Genomic DNA, 17,936 nt, shown 5'->3' with positions numbered 1-17,936 from the left:
TTTTTGGTCCAACTTTAGGGGGGCGGTTCACTATTGGGCAGCTCTTTTTTCAGCTTGCTTTTCTTTATAGCGTTTTGTCCATTTCCAGCGGTTGTGCAGCCAGAACCAATCTTCCGGGTACTGACGGATATGGGCTTCCAAACGATCGTTGAGTTCCTGCGTCGTTTCGTACATGATCCGCTCTTTTTCGTCTTTCGAGAGCTTATGATCGGCCGTATAAGGGCGAAATGGCGGGTATACTTCAATGACATGGTGATAGGGCCGGTCTTCCCGGATGAAGACGGTGACGATGGGATAGTTGGCGATGCCCGCCATCTTAGCCGGTCCGTCAGGGGTCAGCGTATCGCGGCCAAAGAGTTTGACCATGATGCCTGTATATCCTGGATCCTGATCCATGAGGAGGCCGATATAATGGCCATCCCGGAGGAATCGTACCATGTCGCGGATGCCCGTCTTATAGGTGACGTGCTGCTTCATCATAGCCCGATATTCGTTGATAAACTTATCGGCGCTATGACTGCCTTGTTCCTGAGCGACGGAAATGAGGGGATAGCCGTTCATGGCCAGTGCCGCTCCCAAGAGTTCCCAGTTGCCGGCATGGGAGGCCATGAAAATCGCCCCCTCCCCGCTTTTCTTAAGTGCTTCCAGGTGTTCGCGGCCTTTAAAGGCTACCTTCTCATCCAGCTTTTCTTTCGTATAAACCGGATAGCGCAACACTTCTATCATCATCGGCCCGAAGCGCTGGGTACTGGCTTTGGCAATGGCCATGGCCCGTTTCGGGTCATCCGTAATGCCGCAGTCCAAGATTTGCTGCTGAGCCAACACTTTCCGTTTCTTGGGGACGAAGGTCCAGAAAAAAGAACCCAAAAAAATGCCCAGGCTGCGGCAGCAGCCGCCAGGAAGATGACAGATGATCCAGCTCAGACATTTCATAAAGGTGTACATAAGCCTGTCCCTCTTACTGTTGTTCTAATTTCTGTTCTAATTTGGCAATCTTTTTCTGCAGGTCCTTGATGGTCTTGGCCATTTCCGGCAAGTGCTTCAAGAAAACCTGGGTACGGCTCCATTCCATATGAGGCCGTGCCGGGAAGCCAGCATAGGTCTGATTGCCTTTGATATTGCCGATAATACCGGACTTACCGGCAAAGACAGCGTTGTCGCCAATGGTGACGTGGCCCGTGCAGCCTGTCTGTCCGGCAAAGATGACGTGATTGCCGGCCTTGGTGCTACCGGCAATGCCGGACTGGGCAATGATAAAGCAGTCTTCCCCGATTTCGACGTTATGGCCGAGGTGGACCAAGTTGTCGATTTTAGTGCCCCTGCCGACCTGGGTCGCACCGAGAGTGGCATTGTCCAGGCAGGTGCAGGCCCCGATTTCGACATCGTCTCCGAGGATGACATTGCCGATCTGGGGGATGCGGGTATGCTTCCCTTTTTCCGTGGCAAAGCCGAAGCCTTCACCGCCGATGACGGCATGGGCCCGGATGACGGCATTTTTCCCGAGGACGCAGTGTTCATGGATGACGGCGCCGGGATAAAGAACGGATCCTTCGCCGATTTTGACATGGTCGCCTAAAAAGACGTAGGGATAAATCACCGATCCTTTGCCGATTTCAACGTTTTTACCGATGACGGCATAAGGCATGATGGAAACATCGTCGCCAATCACAGCCGTTTCATCGACGATGGCCGTCGGATGGATACCGGGCGTAATCGACTGACGGGGGTGGAACAAGACCAGGAGCTGCGAAAAAGCCAGACGGGGATTTTCTACGATGACCAAGGTATTATCACCGGCCGGTACTTCTTTGTCGACGATGACGGCACCGGCGTGGACTTTCGGCAAATATTCCGTATACGGATCGACGGCAAAGGTAATATCGTCCTTACCTGCTTCTTCCAAGCTTTTTACGTCACCAATGACGGCCTCACCGTTGCCGATGACCGTCCCGCCCAGCAATGCTGCTAATTCCTGTACTGTTTTATTCACTATATACAACCCCTTTTTTACTGCATTTTGGCAATAAGATCATCGGTAACATCGATGCCGCCGGAAGGAACGGCTTCTTTCATCACGATGATGCCGACGTTTTTATCCTTGGCGATATCGCCCAGTCGGCTTTCGAGATCCGACATGAACTGACGCTGCATGCTGGCGCCGAAAATATTGAGTTCCTGCTGAGCCTGCTGCTGCTTCTTCTGGAAATCTTCCGCAGACATGGTCTGTTTGGCATCCTGCAGTTCTTTATCGATGGCCTTCTGTTTATCTTCTGTCTTCTGCTTATATTGCTGAACAAGGGGCGCTTCTTTCTGTATGCGCGACATGTCGACAACACCTACATTATCTTTACCGCCGCATCCGGCAAGAGCTCCTGTAAGAGCTACCATGACTGCGACGATTCCAAAGCGCTTCCAAACTTTTTTCATTCCTAAAAGCCTCCTGTTATGCCAATTTGGCGATGATATCATCGGTCACATCGGCTGCCGTACCGACACCTTCATAGTCGGAAAAAATCATGTCGATGCCCTGTTCTTGGGCAACGGCAGCAGCCTTGTCGCGGATATCTGCCATAATGGCTTCTTTCACATCGTTCATTTCTTTTTCTTTTGCATCGAGCTTATCTTTCCACTCTTTATTCCATACAGCCGGTTCGGGGCGGTCTTTCAAAGTCCCGATTTGCTGTTGGAAAGCCGCCTGACTCTGAAGTTTGCGCCCTTCGAGATCGGTCTTGACCTGCTGGGCATAGTCTTCGAGTTCTTTCTTGGCCTGGGCCTTATAAGGCGCCATAGCCGCGGCGATTTCATCAGCCGTACTGCCCGTCACCCGGACGTCGGCATTACTGCCTCTCAAAAGGGCCTGCAGCTGTTCTTCCGTCGCGGCCCGCTCTTCTTTTGAAAGATCCAGGGTCTTCAACTTCAGCTGGAGATTGACGATTTTTAAGGCATCGGCATCCGATATGACCGGCGTCGTCTTTTTCTTTTCTTCGACGAGGGCATCATACTGCTGTTTTAAACGGTTGTTAAGCTCGTCTTGCTTGATGGCAACTTTGGCCTGTAATTCCTGGTTGAGAGCCGCCGTCCCGACGGCATCGACAGCGGCAAACTGCTGCATCGATAGGCCTTCGGCCTGAGCCTTTCGGGAATAGTTCCACTGTTCAAACTGATATTGGGCAACCATGGCATTGTATTCCAGTTCTAACCGGTGATACTCGCTGTAGCGCGGGTGGCTCATGACGACGTGTTCCAAGTCTGCATAGGCATAGACCGGCGTCGCTGCTGCCGCTGGCGCGGATGGATTCCGGTGGCTGAAAAACCACCAACCGGCCAAGAGGCAGACGAAGATAACCACGGCACCGGCTGCCGCATATATCCGTTTCATAAGAACTCCTTACTGGTTGTTGCTGGTGCTGCCGGAACCACTGGCACTGCTGGAGGAAGCACTCGAATTCTGGTTCAATTCTTTGGTGACCTGATCGGTAATATCCGTACCGCCATAGAGGACGACGCTCTTTTCAACGACCAGGCTGAGTCCCTTGGTCTGGGCTACATTGCCGACAGCCGTATCGACTTTGTCTTTCAGGCCTTTAAAGAGTTCCTGACGTTTGGTAGCCAGTTCGCCCTGCATCTTCTGGAAGAGTTCCTGTTTCTGCTGGTCATCCATGTTGGCCGACTGCTGTTCAAACTGTTTCTGCATATCTTCACCGGCCTGCTGGATCTGTTTCTGTACTTCAACGGCATCCTGGTTATCCGGCGTAATGATCTTGCTGGTATCGACGACGCCGATATTGCTCGAAGGTGCTGCATTTACCGGATTGCCGGTCTGCATGATAGCCAGGCCTGCGATACTGAATACAAAGATAGCGGCAATGACTGCCGAGAAAATTTTAATATTGCGTTTCTTACCCATTTCAGACATCATAATAGAAAATCTCCTTTATCTTACAAATAACCGATGATCCGAAGCCAATGATCATGGTCGGATACGACATACTCTAAGCCAACATAATCGTCGACGCGATACTGAAGCCCTACTTCGTTTTCGGTATGCGTCAAATCGCGGTCATACCGCAGAGCCCAACGGCTGCCCAAAGGCTGTCGAAGCCACAGGTGATGGCTGTCGTCGAGGCTTTCAAACTGATAGCCCGTCTCGGTGCCGCCTGTAAAGCGGTAGAAGTATCCGGGAATGACATTCCACTCAAGGTGTGATGGCATGAATTTGACCTCGCCATACACCTCGTGATGGGTCCCGATTTTCCGGCCCAGGTGGGCCATGAGAACCGTGTCATCGTCCTCGCTGTTCCTGCGGCCGACATCGAGATAGGCGCCGCCGCGGATGTCGTAAAAATCTGTCTCCGGCATGACATTGATCGTCGTGTCTTCATCGACGGCAAGGGACGGCGTCACGTGAAGTCCATAATGCTTGATGACCCACTGCCGCTGCACGTCGCCGGAAAGGGCTGCCATGACATCCTGTTCATGGCGGCGAACGAAAGCCACCGGCAGTCCTTCAAGGCCAGCGTAGGTATGCTCCAGATTGTTCCGGGCACTAAGGAAGATGACCTTCGGCACGTCTTCCCCTTTGATGGCCACGCGGACATTGCGAACAACAGGAAGTTTGGGCATCATATAGACCGTCACATCCGTTTCCGTACCGCCGCGGATCACGATATGCGGATAAAACTCGGGGACTCTCGTCTCCAATTCCGTCTCCATGACCGATTTTACGGCACCATTCGCCCAGTCGAGGGCATCGACAGGCAGGCCGATGAGCAGGTTTTCCACCATATCCCCAGCATTCGCCAGGTCTTTATCGACCAGCTTCTGCCCCATCTCCGGCAGGGCCCCGTAATCAATCGTCATATTCACCTTGCGAATCGTATCGCCCCAGGGCCGGATACGGACGTCGAGGTCGGTCCGGCTTCCCGGTTTGATGGCGATAGACTCTACGGTGTAGCCAATGAGGACGCGGTTGATGATATCATTGATGATTCGCTCATACTCAGCGGAACGGCCGGCAATATCATCGCTGTCCTGGTTGAGGAAGACGTGATTACCGACGGTTTGAATGCTGGCAGCAATCCGTTTTTGTACCAACGGCGGAACCGCTTCTTCGACAGAAGACACGTGTACCGCCACCTGTTCTACGGAGGCAGCGGTAACACTACTAAGACTAGCACAGACGGCAAAGACAGTCAATAAAACAGTGCGGATTCTCATCATCCACGACCTTTCATGACCTTAGAACTTACCACCAAAGCTGAAGTGGAACTTGCCGCCTTCATCACCGATACCGTAGTCCAAACGGATCGGGCCGATCGGCGTCGTAATGCGGAAGCCGATACCGCCGGAATAGTGGATCTTATTATTGCCGTTATACCAAGGAATGTTTTCTACGCCGCCCCAGGCATTACCCATGTCGGTAAAGACGACGCCTTGGATTTTTTTAGCGATCGGATAGCGGTATTCGACGGTCGCTTCATACATCTTGTTGCCGCGGAATTCATCGTCTTCATAGCCGCGAAGCGTATCGGCGCCGCCCAAGGTGAAGAGGTCGTTGTACGGCATGTCGCCCGTGGCAATACCGCCCATGAGACGGACGGCGATGACGTGAGCCCGGCCGACCTTATAGTACAGACGATTTTCAGCAATAAACTTGAAGTAGTCGAAGTCACCGCCCATACCATGACCGGCCCAGACACCGGTAAAGGCCAAGCGTTTACCTCTCGTCGGATCGTAGACGTTGTCGCGGTTATCGAACACGTGAGACCAGGTCATGCTGTTGGTCCGGCCGAAGTTATTCTTTAAATAATTGCGATAGGCATCGGCACTGCCGCCCCAATAGCCATAATATTCACCGGTTCCATCGACCCAGGATTGATAGTCGGCACCACTGTTATAGTCGGTATATTTCGTTTTCTTCGTTTCCAAGGTGACGTAGTCGCTGACGTATTCACTGCGAACGCGGCCGTAGGTAACGTTAAAGCCCGTGGTCCGGCGATCATAGTCGGCGACGGAGTTGCCTTTTTCATTGTAATCTTCGTATTCCGATTCGCGGTCGAAGAGGCTGAAGCCAATGGAGTCACCGGCATCGTTGAGGTAGGGATGCGTATAGGAGAAGATATAGTTCTTATTGGAATCAGTATTGCCGCCAAATTCCCAGCTGATATTGACCTTATCGCCAGTACCGCGGAGGTTGGTTTCACTGAGGCCGAGGATACCGACTAAGCCGTCAGAATCGGAATAACCGGCACCGATGGTGACAGAACCGGTCTTCTGTTCCGTAACATCAATTTCAACGATGACGTTTTGCGCATTTTTCTGCCCCTGGAGGAGGCGGACGTTGACGTCTTCAAAATAGCCCGTATTGTAGACACGCTGAATACTACGGCTGGCAGCATTTTTATTGAAGATATCGCCCTTCTTCATACGGAGTTCACGCATGATGACGTTGTTGCGAGTCTTAGTATTGCCGCGGAGGTTGATATTTTCAATGCGAGCTTCGGTAATGGCAATATGGAGGGTTCCTTCGTCGTCCAAGCGGACGTCGGAAACGTGACTCATCATATAGCCGGCATTGGCAAAGGCCGTATTGATATTGGCTACATCGTGGCTGACGACGGCCGTATTCAGCGTCGTGCCCGGCGTCGTAGCGACGAGTTTCATCAAGTCGCCGGTGCTGATCGATTCATTGCCGACGATATCGATTTTCTTAACGACGGGATTCATTTGAACGGTATAATTCAAGGTAACGCCTTCGGGAACGTTGGTAAAGGCCGGTTTAACCGTTGAAAATAAACCCGTAGCGCCGATGACATTGAGGTCATGACGGATATAGTCCATGTTGATGGCATCGCCGACGCGCATAGCCAGACGGGGCAGGATATTCTGTTCGATCTGCGGTTCCGGTACGGGGCTGACCGAAACCGATGTCGCTACCTTGTTGACGTAAGGTTTCAATTCATCATCAGTGACAGCTTCACCGTAAGGCAGGGATACGTCCTGACCGGGCTGGATGACTGCCATGGGATATCCGGGAATAGAAGTATCGAACTGCATATCACTGGTCCCGCTCATGTAAGCCACTTTTTCACCGGAAATCTGCGGTGTCGTATCGACGGGTTCGGGATTCCGGGCTTCTTCGGCCTTACGAGCTGCTTCTTCTGCTTCCTGCTGGACAGCTTCGGGGCTCTTACCGGCCGCAATCGAGGCCAGCTCTTCTTCCGTTTCATAGCCCGTCAGGCCGGATTTAGCAGCTTGGATCGCTTCTTCTTTGGACTCATCATTCGGCGAAGTTACGACTGCGTTGACAGCAGTTTTCTTATCATCATCAGCTGGTGCCGCTGCCGACCCTGAAGTCGTAACGGTTCCGGTAGTCGACGCCTCATAACCGGTCGTCGCCGTCGTATCTTCTGCCCAGACGGGGCAAGTCATTATCGCACTGGTTACCATCAGCGCGAGCAGTTTCTTCTTCCGCATATTCATAGAAATCCTCCATTAGTTATTTCGCCACACCCGTACCGCGTAAGGTATGACGCGCTTCTTGTACAGTAGCTTGTAATTGGCTGTCCGACAGGACTGCCTTTTCTTCCCGCACTGCGGGCGATGCCGTTTCCTGGTCGCCTGCAGCCGGAGCGGACGGCTGTTCAGCCAGTTCGTCGACAACAGCAGAAGCTGCCGCCGTCGGCGTTTGCGGCAAGGATTGAACAGAGAGCTGCGTTCCCTGATCAGGGCCGGAATTCCCGGCAGCCTCTTGGGAATCAGCAGCCGGCGGTGCTGCATGGTCTGCAGTATCGCCTGATTCATGCTTTGGCCGTTCTCCATAAACCGATGCTTCTACCGGCCTCGATAAGTCAGTCTGCCTTGGCTGATGAAAAAGATACCAGCCTCCCGTCACCAGACAAAGGGCCGTGACGATGGCACCCCAGCGCAGGAGGCGCTTATGGGCAGGGCGGTGTCGGCGCAAATTTTTCATTTCCGCCTCGGCCAGCATCAGATTGAGTTCGCCTTTGATCTCGGACTCTTTGTCAAAGGATGCTTCCGCCTTTTCCAGCCAGGACTGAACAGCCCGAACGCGGTGAAGGGTATCGTTTTGGGAGCGTTTCATACAGCCTTCTCCTTTCTGTATAAACGAATACGTTTATAATATCGGTTAAGGCCATATGAATTTATACCGGCAAAAGAAAGCAAAAATATGCCATAATCTATATTTTACAGCATTTTCCAATTCTTTTCACCTAAAAACAGGCCAAATTTACGAACTTACAAAAAATTTAATCCCGACTGTCGTGAATGAAGCGGCTTAGCATCCCCCTCACCCGGCGAATCCCCCGTTTTTGCAGGCGGTATACGTAAGGCAGACTGACATCGAGGGCCTTGGCTAAATGCTTCTGCTCCACATCCTTCAAATAAACGCCTTCGACGACGGCCTGTTCTTTTTCCGGCAGACGGTTCAGGACGCCGCTGACTTTTTCCAAGAGGAACTGGCGGCTTGCCGCTTCGGCCGGATCGGGACTGTCGTCGCACAGCGTATCCTGCAGGGTCATGCCCTGTTCATCCGGTGCATCGAGGGACATGGCACTGACGGCACCTTCCCGTTTTAAATAGTCGAGGATGGCCCCGCGGATGCGGTGAACAGCAAATAAGGGAAAGGCCACGCCGCGGCGGTGGTCATAGCGTTCGACGGCATCCATAAGGCCTAAGGTCCCTTCCTGCAGGGCATCGAGTAAGAGATCGGGATGGATATGCCAGCGCATGGCTTCTTTAAATACCAAGGGCTGATACTGCTCAATAAGACGGCTGCGGGCATTGGCATCGCCGCCTTCTTTATAAGCCTGCCACAAGGCCGCTTCCTCTTCCGGCTGCAATAAGGCTATCTTCTGCAGTTCCTGTAAATAATCTTCCAGCATGGCCTTTCACCTCCTTTCACGTGTTCCGTTAAAAGCATTAATAAAGATAGATTAGAAATTGTATTTATAGAGGGCGCCGACAAAATTATTGTCACTCGACGTCCAGGCGCTGAGGCTGAAGCGGCTTCCCAAATCATACATGATCCCGAAACGGTTGTCATTGTGATTGAGGCCAAAAGCAGCCGTAACCATAAAATCATTGAACAGGTATTTCCCCATTTCGATATTATAGTAGTTGTTGCTGACATCGGCGTTTCTGTCATTGAGGTCAAGAGACCCGTTGGTGACGGTCAGCATGTCTAAGGACAAGGCTTTTTCCAGGCTCTGGGTAATGCCCAGACTGTTCAGCGTCATGCGTATGCCCGAACCGAGGAGAGAACTCATATCCTCTTCACCGATGGAACTCTGAGGACGACCATTACTGTTGCGCAGGGTAATGAGCGATACGATCTGCGGCTTGGTAAGCGGCGGATCCGAGCGAAGCAGGAGATCCATGTTGTCGGCCTGCCCGCGCAATGTCAGCATGACCGTATATTGACCGACGCGGCTGATGCCTTCGGCATCGATATACGGCAGGAGCGAATCGTAGCGCGAAAAATCGGCAATAGCCTTGGAAACGCGGAAGTTCGTATCCAAATAATGGACGGAACCGCGCGTCGCCTCAAAGCGACCTGACGGATTGGGATGTTCAAGACTGCCCTTAAAGGAAACGGCGCCGGTCACCATGAGATCATAGAGAGCCGAGTTATACAGGCGGACCTTATCACCTAAGGATACGGTAAAGTCGAGGTCCAAATCAGGCGTCGACGAGCTTTCGCTAAGGGACAGGGGCACGTCGATCGTCGCATTGTCGATATTCATGAGACCGCCGATTTTCGGCCGCCCGTCACCGGGAGTGACGTTGATATAGCCCGTAAGAGGACCGTTATAATAAGGATTATCCACGTAGAGGTCGGCAAAATCAGCGGAGAAGGAATACGTATCGAGGCTGCGTCCGCTCCACGAAGCGTTGCCGCTGAGGCTGATACTGCCGGGATCCTTCTTACCCTTCTTATCCATGGTGCCCTTACCGCTGAGGACGGCACTCTGTCCTTTGAAGGATAAATCTGCGTTGATGTCGCTCAAGGGGTAAGCCGTATCCTTGAACTTAATGGTCCCGTTTTGAACGGTAACGTCACCGGTAACTCGAGGCGCCGCCAACGTTCCGCTGACCTTAACGGCCCCTTGGATCTGTCCGTCGGCTTCCGTCACATAGGGCGTCAGGAAGGTCAGGATATCAAGACCTGTATTGGCAAGCTGGACGTCGACATCCATCGATTCATCGGTCTTACCGCCGGAAAGGGCGCTGACCGGAATCGTCCCCTTGGCACTGATTTTATAGGGATCGCGGCTGGCGCTGGCCTGCTGGACGGTAATCATGCCGCGGCGAATATTGAACAGGGCAAAGGCTCCGCTGATGGAAATGCCATTGGCCGTGCCGCTTCCAAGTTGAGCCGATACGTCGGCCTGAAGGTCATCAGAGGTACCGCTTAAATCGGCAGCAAAGTCGATGGGCGCGTCGACGACAAAATCTTTCTGCCCCAAGACCGTCATCAAGGCCTTGGACGGGAACTGTTTCGCAGCTACCGATAAGGCCACCGGTCCGTGAAGGGCATAAGAACCCTTGGCCGCTAAGGTACCGTCGCCAATCTTAAGGGCCAGCTGATTGATATTGACGATGCCTTGTTCCAGGCTGATATCGACGTCAGACGGATCGATGGTTTCGCCGCCAAACGTGCCTTGGCTGATATTGCCCTTCATCGAAACGGTCGGATTGTCACTGGTACCACTGACATCGATTTGCCCGTTCAGTTTCCCCGTAATATCCTGCACCGGAAAATCGGCGACTTTAATCAGGCCGGCAATGTCGCCATTGACAACCGTCGCCTGCCCCCGGATAAAGGAGGTTTTCGTATTGTAGATCAAATTGGCATCGTAATTGCCGTCGAGCTGCGAGAAGTGCAGGTTGGTCAGACGCAGGATATTATCGTAATAGGCGAATTCGCCGTGGATATCGTTGAGCACCATCTGGTTGACGACCAAATTAGCCGCCGTCAGGGAACCGGTTGCCGTCGGAGCGGACATAGTTCCTCCAATATGAGCCGTCAGATTAAAGGAACCGCTGCGCGGCGTCTGGTTCTGTGGGGCCAGACGAGAAACGTCGATATTCTTCCCCGTTACATCGAGGTTCAAGGTATCGCCAATGGAGCCTTCGAGGGCTACCGAAGCCGTATAGGACGAAATGTCACCGTTTGACAAATAGACCGTCCCCTTATCGAGGCGGTAGTCGGCGCTGATATTCTTATACAAATAACCGGCATAGGAGCCGCTGGTCAGGCGGAACGAACCGACAGCCGACGGATTGTCTAAGGTACCTTTTATAGTCACCGTATTATCGGCCCAGCCTGTGAGCGGCAAATCGTCCTTGCCAACCAGGGGCAAGAGCTGTTCTACGCGAATATGGGACGTCGTAAGCGAAGCGTCGACAGTCCGGCTGTCGAGGTCAGCCCGGCCGGTCAAGGTATGAAGGCCTTCGCCGCGTCGCCAGTAAAGCGCCGGAATTTCAATCTGTTTTCCCTGACCGTGGGCCGACCCATTGATGCTGTCAAAGGCCATGCCCTTGATCTGACCGTCTTTGGCACTGAAGGCCAAATCCCAATTTTGCCCATCTATATGACCGGCAGCATCAGCCGTCCCGCTCATGGGAATCGATAACAGCGGTGAGGCCATGTCGAGAGGCAGGTCGTGGGCCGTAAAGGAAAACTGCGGCCGCTGTTGGTCTACATCATAGGAGCCGCTGATATCAAGACTGCCGCTGCCGGCTTCGGCATGACCATTATGGACGGTAACGATATGACCGTCATAGGTTACATCAGCCGAGGCCTGGTCTGCTGTAAGTCCATTGTAAGAGAGATTCGAAGCCTGTACCGTCCCCGTCGCAGCAATCGAACTGTCTTGGCTGTTGCCGACAGCGCGGAGCGAAGCCGACACGACGCCCATAGCTGCGACCGGCATCTTAGGAACAGCCGTCACATCGAGGCCGTTGACGTCAGCTTCGGCGGCATAGGCTCCCGTTTTCACATCATACTGGCCCTTGCCGCGGATATCGGCTCCAAAGGCCTTCGCCGACAGGGAATCGATGGTCACCGCCTGATCGCTGTAGTTCACATCGGCCGAAGCTTCATCGACGGTGTACCCGTTATAGGTAAAGTTATGAAGGCCGACGGTCCCCTTGGCGCTGACATCCTGTGCCGAACCCCAAACGACGCCTTTAAAGTCCGCCGTCCCGCTGAATCCATCCGGAAGGTAGCTCGAAAAAGCCGTCACATCGGCACCGGGTACGTCGACGTTGAGGTTGAAAACAGGCACGTCGCCATTGGTTACGACCTTGCCGTCAATGCGGAAGGACTGACCGTTGGCCAGACCTTCTACGCCTGACAAGGTAACGTCGTTGGTCGTAAGATCGGCATGGCCTTTTAATTCATCGACGGCAATACCATTTACATCCAATTTACCGTCAGCAAAATCAGCCTGCCCGGACATGAAAAAGCCCTTATGACTGTCGGCAACGCGTACCTTCGCATTTTTGACCGTTCCCTTCTGAAGGACGACATCGTTCGAGGCCGGAATCAGGAAGGACGCATACCGTCCGTCAACGGCTTCGGCGTTGATGACAAAGTCATATTGGCGGCTCGACGCATAGGAACCATGGGCGGTGATTTTCTTCCCGTCGACGGCCATATCGGCATCGATGGCCATGGAAGGATAGTCGGCAAAAGAGACGCTGGCCGTAACATCATTGCCGACGACGAGGGTATTGTCGGGAAGTTGTGCCCGTACCGTACCGTCATGAACTCGGATGACGCCGCGAAAACCGGAGTCACTGGTGCTGTCGGTCTTTTTTAGGATCGAAGTGACGTTCCACGATCCGTCACTATTCTGCCACAGATGAAGGACCGGCTTATTGACATCGGCCGTATCCAGTGCCTGAAGCATTTCTCCCTCTTTTAATGCCGTTACGATCTTACTGGGATTGACATAGATGCGGACGTCCTCGCCTTCGAAAACGATTCGGCCCTGCGGATCCTTAATGACCGGTTTTGCCAATACGACTTGGCCGGTCAAGGATATATCGAGAGAAGAGAACCCCAAGGTTCCATTCAGTTTACTGTTTGCAGTTGTCGTAATCATATTGCTCGCCATTTGGGTTAAAGCCGGTTTTTCCATCCACAGGGCTAAGCCGGCAGACAGAAAAAAAGCGGAAAAACCGCAGGCAGCAATCCATTGTTTCTTCATAAGCAAGCTCCACATACGAAAAAAGAGAGAATTACACGTTCTAATTCTCTCTTTATTCTACCTAGGGTATTGCGGAAAATCAAGAAATAGATGACAATTCGGAACGTTTCTCCGAAAATTGTTAAAAACCTGTCATCGTCTGGCTTTCCTTAATATTGACCGCCCGTCCCGTTGAAAGACGGATGGATGACGCCCGATTCGACGTCGACACCCATGACCTGTTCGAGTTTGGCAATGCCGACGTTATAGTCGTACAGAGCCTGGATATGATTGACCTGAGCTTCGTTCAAGCTGAGCTGGGCATCGAGGACGTCCAGGTTGATGCCGACCCCTGCCTGATAGCGAATGTTCTGAATACGATAGTTTTCACGAGCCTGGTCGACAATGGTCTGTGTTTCGGCGACCTTCTGAGCTGCACTGCGGATATTGAGGTAAGCCTGCTTTACAGCCAGCTGTACCGATTCGCGCGTAGCCTGTTCTGTTTCTCGGGCGACGAGGAGGTCTTGTTTTGCCTGGTTGACTTTAGCCTTTGTCGCGCCGCCGTCATAGAAGGTATAGGTTACGCCGGCTCCGATATTCCAGCTGCGGCGATCGGAATCGAATCCGGGGAAGTTATCGTCCGACCAGCCGTTGCCGCCGCTAACGGAAACGGTCGGCTTATTGCCAGCATCGGCGATGGAGATGTTTCGTTCCGCTTCCTGAACGGCAAGGGCCGCCTGGAGGACTTCCGGACGATATCTCATGGCGTAGTCCGTCGCTTCCTGAAGGGAAATATTGTAGGTATTGAAAGGCAGTTGGTGATCGGCCAGGTTGAGCTGCGTCTGTAAGGGCAGTCCGAGGATATTATTTAAATTCGATTCGGAAATGGCCACATTATTTTCTGCCGTAACGGCCGTCGTCTTGGCATTGGCCAGGGAAACGGCAGACGACAGGACATCGACGCGGGCCTTCGTCCCGACGTTGTACTGCGCCTGTACATTATCTAAATGGCCCTGGAGGTTGGTGACGGCTTCCTGATAGACGCCTTGTAATTCCTGATAGGCAAGGAGGGCATAGTAGCCTTCAACGGCCGAATATTTCGTCGCCTGTTCGACCCGCAGGATTTCTTCCTGGGCATTGACTTTACTCAATTTGGCAACGTCGATATTCCCTTCGACCTTACCGCCCGTATAGAGCGGAATGGACACGGCCAGGGTGTTTCCAAAGGCGTTGGAAATAGCGTTGGTGCTGTTCGATGAAGCGGCAGCAGATCTGGCCCGCTGAGCGCTGAAGGTATAATCGACGACGGGGGCTCTGCCGGCTCGGGCTTCGTCAATAGCATATTCAGCCTTCCTCAGGGAATACTTGGAATTCTTGATGTCGCGGTTGTAATCGAGGGCCATCTGAACGGTGCGCGGCAAGGTCAAATCGACGACGCCATTGGTCGGCACGCGGCCGACGACGATGACCGGATCGGTTTCATTTTTCTTCGCCCGCTTAGCCGCTTCTTTATCGGCCAATTTCGCCGAATCATCGGCAATCTGCTGAGCCAGCGTTTCACGCATTTCCGGCGTAATATCCGTGGACTGCGCAGCCGCTTTCGCACGAGCCTTGGCTTCGGCTTTGGCCGCCTTTTTCTGCTGGGCCTGCTGGGCTTTGATTTCCTTATCTTCCGCTTTGGCTCGGGCCTGAACGGCATCGGCTTGCGACAGATCGACAGGACGGACCGATGCCGTCGAATCGTCTGCGGACGCAACGGCGACTGTGCTTATGGTTGTAATCATCATGGCGATGACCAATTTCTTATACAGTTTGTTGTTCATCATGGGTACCCCCTGTTTCGGTTATATGTAGTTTGCTAAAAAGCATAATTAATACCATAATAATTGCCGCCATCATGACGACTCATAGGCCGCGTGAACTGACTGAAGAGATAGAGATCCGACGTCAGCCGATACTGGGCTTTCAGGCGATAGCGCCAATCGTTGGGATCGTATCCTTCAAGGGACAAGCGGAACGGCCCGTCGTGGAATAAGTCAGTACCGATACCGAGGTCGCCGTTGATCAATCCGGCCCTCAGGTCAAAGATGCCGCTGCGACGGCCGTACTGTAAGTTGAGGTTCGTACCGTTACCGATATTTTCAGCTCCGATCAGGCCAAAGGTATCGCCGCGGTACACCCTAAAATTTACAGAAGCACTCGTTTCGTTCTTGGTCGTGTTATATAAGAGCCCGCCTTCCCCTTCGACTTTGATATCCGACGCGCCGCCAAGGATCTTATTGACCTTGGTCGTGATCTGGGCCGTGTTATCGAGGGTCGTCTGGATATTGGCCTGGGTCTTGGGGTCGGTCGTCATTTTTTCCATCGACTGGGCAATGTTTTCAAAGCGATCGGTAATAGATTTGATATTGGCAGCCGTTTCCCGGGCATTGGCCGAAGTTGCGCCATCTCCATCGAGATTCTGCATGGACGCATTCATCTGCGCCGTCACCGCTGCCATATTGGCCGTAATGGCTTCGACGTTGGCCGCATTGGCATCGAGCATCTGACTCGTTCGTCCGGTAATGGCATCGATATTTTGAATGGAACCGCGCATGGCAGCCTGCGTCTTTTCATCGCCGATAACGGCATTGAGGCTCTTGACCATCTCATCGGCACTGCCCATGAGTTTGCTGGCACTGTCCATCATATCGTCCATGGTCTTGCCCTGTTTGCCGTCGATATAATCGCCGTCAACCAGAAGATGGCTGCGGTCGGAACCGGGAGAAATAGAAACAATTTTCTCCCCTAAGAGTCCGTCTGTCGTAATGACGATTTTCGAATCCCGCGGGATTTCGGTTCCCTTGTCGATCTTCATAGTCACGTCGACGCCGTTGCGCGACGGAGTTACCTTTTCAACCTTACCGACGTGAACGCCTACGTAGCGGACAGAGTTGCCCTTTTGCAGGCCGTTGGCATCGTTAAATTCGGTATGGATGACAAAGCCCGGCTTGCCAAAGAGTTCAATATGGGCCAAACTTATGATGACGCCGCTGAACAAGAGAACAGCGACGATGGTAACGAAACCTACCTTGGCCTCTGCACTCCATTTCATAGACTATCCCCTCTTTCTTCCGGAAGACGACCGCCGTGGATAAAGCGCTGAACGTCCTCGTCATCGGTTTGGGCGAAACTTTTTTTATCGGCGATGAGCCGAAAGCGCCCGTCTTGTAAATAAGCCAGCCGGTCAGCGACAAAAAAGGCTGAATCCATATCGTGGGTGACGATGACCGACGTGGCATGAAGTTGTTTTTGCATGTTGACGACCAGGCGATTGATGTCCATACAGCGAAGCGGATCGAGGCCGGCCGTCGGTTCATCGTAGAGGATGACCTGCGGATCGAGGGCAATGGCCCTGGCCAGGCTGACTCGTTTTTTCATACCGCCGGATAAATTATTAGGCATCATATCTTCAATCCCATCGAGGCCGACGAGATGCAGTTTTTCCTTGACGATCCGCTGCCGCGTCGCCGCATCGTCGTGCGTGTGCTGCCGAAGGCCGAAGGCGACGTTTTCTCCGACCGTCATCGAATCGAAGAGGGCCGAGTACTGAAAAACCATCCCCATATGGCGGCGCACCTCCATCAGCTGGTCTTCATCATAAGCGGTAATATCCGTATCCTGAAAGAAAACATGACCTTTGGTCGGCTTTTGCAGACCGATGATGAGGCGCAGGATCGTGCTCTTGCCGGAACCGCTGGCACCGAGGACGGCCAAGGTTTCCCCCTGATGAATGTCTAAATTAATATTATCCAGTATGACTTTGTCGCCATAGGCGACGGTCACATCGCGAAGACGAATCATGATCCTCCTCAATATAATAAAACGGATAAGATATAATTGCAGATAAAAATGAATATAATCGATGTCACGACGGATTTCGTCGTCGCCTGCCCGACGCCTTCAGCACCGCTTTTGGCATTCATGCCTTCATTGCAGGCAACGAGGGCAATGATGCCGCCAAAAAACATAGCTTTGACCATGCCCAGGACGACATCGCTTATGTTCGTAAATAATTCAATAGAATTTACATATGTGAAATGCGTCAGCCCGGCCCCGAGCGTTGCTACGCCGTAGCCGCCGGCTGTCCCGATGACATAGCCGTAAAAAGCCAGCATCGGTACCATGATGACGCAGGCAATAAACCGCGGAACGACCAAATAAGCAATAGGATTGACGGCCATGCAGCGCAGGGCATCGATTTGCTCGGTAACCTTCATCGTCCCGATTTCTGCCGTCATAGCAGCGCCGACGCGGCCGGCCATGACGACACCTGTTAAGATAGGTCCCAATTCACGGCCCATGGCAACGGACATGACGCCGCCTAAGGTCGACTGTGCTCCATAGCGCAGGAGAATGTCGACGATCTGCAAGGTCATGACCATGCCGGCAAAGAGCAAGGTCATACTGACGATAGGCAGTGAATTGACGCCGAGATGAGCCATCTGGTTAAACATCAGCCGCCGTTGGTTCTTCGGAAGCTGGCGCAGCGTTTGGGCAAAAAGGATGGCGATGACACCGACTTGTTCAAAGACATGGAGGGTAAAGTTCCCGATGTCTTCTAAAAGTTTCTGCATGAAATACCGCCCTTTCCCTAAGTATTAGACTACTTTTACTATACCATTATTAAAAATGGATGTAAAACACCAATATTTAATTGTGCCTAAATTGTGAGAA

General features: G+C 52.7%; 14 protein-coding genes. All 14 read right to left on the bottom strand.

The window, feature by feature from the left end; all coding sequences use genetic code 11:
* Positions 1-30: 30 nt before the first annotated feature.
* Complete coding sequence (locus HMPREF3201_RS04050) at positions 31-945, bottom strand: lysophospholipid acyltransferase family protein (protein ID WP_062411863.1); 915 nt, start codon at positions 943-945, stop codon at positions 31-33.
* A 13-nt stretch (positions 946-958) separates the two neighbouring features.
* Positions 959-1,990: a UDP-3-O-(3-hydroxymyristoyl)glucosamine N-acyltransferase gene (gene lpxD, locus HMPREF3201_RS04045; RefSeq protein ID WP_062411862.1), complete on the bottom strand. Its 1,032-nt coding sequence runs from the start codon at positions 1,988-1,990 to the stop codon at positions 959-961.
* 17 nt (positions 1,991-2,007) lie between these two features.
* Positions 2,008-2,427 (bottom strand): OmpH/Skp family outer membrane protein, encoded by a 420-nt coding sequence (locus tag HMPREF3201_RS04040; protein ID WP_044503265.1) that lies wholly within the window; start codon positions 2,425-2,427, stop codon positions 2,008-2,010.
* A 16-nt stretch (positions 2,428-2,443) separates the two neighbouring features.
* Positions 2,444-3,379: an OmpH/Skp family outer membrane protein gene (locus HMPREF3201_RS04035; protein ID WP_062411861.1), complete on the bottom strand. Its 936-nt coding sequence runs from the start codon at positions 3,377-3,379 to the stop codon at positions 2,444-2,446.
* A gap of 9 nt (positions 3,380-3,388) precedes the next feature.
* Positions 3,389-3,919, bottom strand: a complete 531-nt coding sequence (locus HMPREF3201_RS04030) for an OmpH/Skp family outer membrane protein (RefSeq protein WP_062411860.1) — start codon at positions 3,917-3,919, stop codon at positions 3,389-3,391.
* 20 nt (positions 3,920-3,939) lie between these two features.
* Positions 3,940-5,124, bottom strand: coding sequence for a hypothetical protein (locus HMPREF3201_RS04025; protein WP_231726825.1), 1,185 nt, complete (start codon positions 5,122-5,124; stop codon positions 3,940-3,942).
* A gap of 114 nt (positions 5,125-5,238) precedes the next feature.
* The gene (locus tag HMPREF3201_RS04020) at positions 5,239-7,482 is read right to left on the bottom strand and encodes a BamA/OMP85 family outer membrane protein (RefSeq protein WP_062411859.1); all 2,244 of its coding nucleotides are present in this window, start codon (positions 7,480-7,482) and stop codon (positions 5,239-5,241) included.
* A 16-nt stretch (positions 7,483-7,498) separates the two neighbouring features.
* A complete protein-coding gene (locus HMPREF3201_RS04015; protein WP_062411858.1) occupies positions 7,499-8,104 on the bottom strand; it encodes a hypothetical protein in 606 nt (201 codons plus the stop codon).
* A 166-nt stretch (positions 8,105-8,270) separates the two neighbouring features.
* Positions 8,271-8,906, bottom strand: coding sequence for a sigma-70 family RNA polymerase sigma factor (locus tag HMPREF3201_RS04010; protein WP_062411857.1), 636 nt, complete (start codon positions 8,904-8,906; stop codon positions 8,271-8,273).
* A 51-nt stretch (positions 8,907-8,957) separates the two neighbouring features.
* Positions 8,958-13,241, bottom strand: a complete 4,284-nt coding sequence (locus tag HMPREF3201_RS04005; RefSeq protein ID WP_062411856.1) for a translocation/assembly module TamB domain-containing protein — start codon at positions 13,239-13,241, stop codon at positions 8,958-8,960.
* 149 nt (positions 13,242-13,390) lie between these two features.
* A complete protein-coding gene (locus HMPREF3201_RS04000) occupies positions 13,391-15,043 on the bottom strand; it encodes a TolC family protein (protein ID WP_172980572.1) in 1,653 nt (550 codons plus the stop codon).
* Between the two features lie 35 nt (positions 15,044-15,078).
* Complete coding sequence (locus HMPREF3201_RS03995) at positions 15,079-16,314, bottom strand: MlaD family protein (RefSeq protein ID WP_062411855.1); 1,236 nt, start codon at positions 16,312-16,314, stop codon at positions 15,079-15,081.
* On the bottom strand, positions 16,311-17,063 hold the full coding sequence (locus HMPREF3201_RS03990; RefSeq protein WP_062411854.1) for an ABC transporter ATP-binding protein: 753 nt from the start codon (positions 17,061-17,063) through the stop codon (positions 16,311-16,313). Before HMPREF3201_RS03990 ends, HMPREF3201_RS03995 begins: the two co-directional genes overlap by 4 nt.
* Before the next feature lie 8 nt (positions 17,064-17,071).
* Positions 17,072-17,836 (bottom strand): MlaE family ABC transporter permease, encoded by a 765-nt coding sequence (locus tag HMPREF3201_RS03985; protein ID WP_062411853.1) that lies wholly within the window; start codon positions 17,834-17,836, stop codon positions 17,072-17,074.
* Positions 17,837-17,936 lie beyond the last annotated feature (100 nt).

This window comes from Megasphaera sp. MJR8396C, from assembly GCF_001546855.1.
Taxonomy (GTDB): Bacteria; Bacillota; Negativicutes; order Veillonellales; family Megasphaeraceae; genus Megasphaera.
Note: the sequence above shows the minus strand (reverse complement) of the source record. Positions and strands in the feature narration are given on the sequence as shown.

Bases quoted from the DNA above. Each gene is read 5' to 3' on its own strand.
- HMPREF3201_RS04050 (WP_062411863.1), bottom strand. From the start codon at position 945: ATGTACACCTTTATGAAATGTCTGAGCTGGATCATCTGTCATCTTCCT.
- HMPREF3201_RS04040 (WP_044503265.1), bottom strand. From the start codon at position 2,427: ATGAAAAAAGTTTGGAAGCGCTTTGGAATCGTCGCAGTCATGGTAGCT.
- HMPREF3201_RS04035 (WP_062411861.1), bottom strand. From the start codon at position 3,379: ATGAAACGGATATATGCGGCAGCCGGTGCCGTGGTTATCTTCGTCTGC.
- HMPREF3201_RS04030 (WP_062411860.1), bottom strand. From the start codon at position 3,919: ATGATGTCTGAAATGGGTAAGAAACGCAATATTAAAATTTTCTCGGCA.
- HMPREF3201_RS04020 (WP_062411859.1), bottom strand. From the start codon at position 7,482: ATGAATATGCGGAAGAAGAAACTGCTCGCGCTGATGGTAACCAGTGCG.
- HMPREF3201_RS04015 (WP_062411858.1), bottom strand. From the start codon at position 8,104: ATGAAACGCTCCCAAAACGATACCCTTCACCGCGTTCGGGCTGTTCAG.
- HMPREF3201_RS04010 (WP_062411857.1), bottom strand. From the start codon at position 8,906: ATGCTGGAAGATTATTTACAGGAACTGCAGAAGATAGCCTTATTGCAG.
- HMPREF3201_RS04005 (WP_062411856.1), bottom strand. From the start codon at position 13,241: ATGAAGAAACAATGGATTGCTGCCTGCGGTTTTTCCGCTTTTTTTCTG.
- HMPREF3201_RS04000 (WP_172980572.1), bottom strand. From the start codon at position 15,043: ATGAACAACAAACTGTATAAGAAATTGGTCATCGCCATGATGATTACA.
- HMPREF3201_RS03995 (WP_062411855.1), bottom strand. From the start codon at position 16,314: ATGAAATGGAGTGCAGAGGCCAAGGTAGGTTTCGTTACCATCGTCGCT.
- HMPREF3201_RS03990 (WP_062411854.1), bottom strand. From the start codon at position 17,063: ATGATTCGTCTTCGCGATGTGACCGTCGCCTATGGCGACAAAGTCATA.
- HMPREF3201_RS03985 (WP_062411853.1), bottom strand. From the start codon at position 17,836: ATGCAGAAACTTTTAGAAGACATCGGGAACTTTACCCTCCATGTCTTT.